We start from the raw sequence: 1,069 nt of genomic DNA, 5'->3' as shown, positions 1-1,069 counted from the left end.
CAGGGCTATCGCATTTGGCCGATGATGGATCGAGCGAAGTCGTTGGACCAGCCTGAGCGTTTGCGCTTGCGTCTGATGGAGATTTCGGGTCGTGCGGTTCGCAGGAGGTTGAGGGCGAGCTTTCGCAGGGTCGCGAGGTTTTCGGGGGCATGATCCTTGCGACTGCGCGCACGATCCTCATCGAAGGTCATGTCGAGGACCCAATGGAGGCCGTTCTCGATCGACCAGTGGGAACGGGCGGCCGTCAGATAGGCCTCGGCGTTCAGCGGCCGCGAGGAGACGTGGTAATGACGGGTGGTCGTGGTCTTGCCGGCCCGCGTCACGGTTGCCTCGATCATGCCCAGACAGGCGAGCCCAGGCAGCAGGACCGGCTCGCCGCAGGCGCTCTTGGTCCCTTTCAGCCAGTCCAGATCGTGGCTGACCCAGGCGCGCCGCTGCTCGATCCGGCCATGATCGGCATCGGCGGTCTCGGCGCTCTCCAGTTCGGCCAGCACGGCTGGGTCCGCGAAATAGTCCGCCACCATCTCGTGCAGCGCCGGCCGGTTGCCCTTGAGCCGCAGCAAGTAGTCGCCGCCTTTGCCGAGGATCAGTCGGGCGGTCTCGTTCTGACAGTGGAGGGCGTCGGCGGTGACCAGCTGGCCGGTCAGGTCCAGACATTCGAGCAGCGCCCGCGCCGCCAGGATTTCGCTGTCACCCTCCTGTGCCCGAAAGCTCTCCTGGCCGATCACCGTCTGCGTCGCCGAGGCGAAGGCGGTCACCACCGCCAGCGGCGAGCGGCCGGCGGCGGCATCGAACGAACGCCGCAGCGTCTTGCCGTCGATCGCCACCACGCCAGCGCCGGCCTTGCCCAAATCGGCGACGAACCGCCCAAAGCAGGCGGCAAACGCCGCCGGATCGAGCAGCCGGAAGATGCGTGAAAAAGTGTCGTGGCTTGGCACCCCATTATCGAGCCGCAAAAACTCTCGGAACAGATCCTCGCGGTCGACCGCGAAATCGGCAAAGTCCGAGCACGTCTCCGCCCCGCACACCGCCGCCGTCAGCGCCATCGTCAGAACCTCCAAAAGGTCGT

The 1,069-nt window shown here is 66.0% G+C and carries 1 protein-coding gene; it reads right to left on the bottom strand.

Annotated elements, in window-relative coordinates; genetic code table 11:
* Window positions 1–5: 5 nt before the first annotated feature.
* On the bottom strand, window positions 6–1,069 hold a 1,064-nt coding region (locus IEX32_RS20365), incomplete at its 5' end, for an ISAs1 family transposase (RefSeq protein WP_188773355.1).

Origin of the sequence: Novosphingobium endophyticum, assembly GCF_014640675.1 — a bacterium.
Classification (GTDB): domain Bacteria; phylum Pseudomonadota; class Alphaproteobacteria; order Sphingomonadales; family Sphingomonadaceae; genus Novosphingobium; species Novosphingobium endophyticum.
Note: the sequence above shows the minus strand (reverse complement) of the source record. Positions and strands in the feature narration are given on the sequence as shown.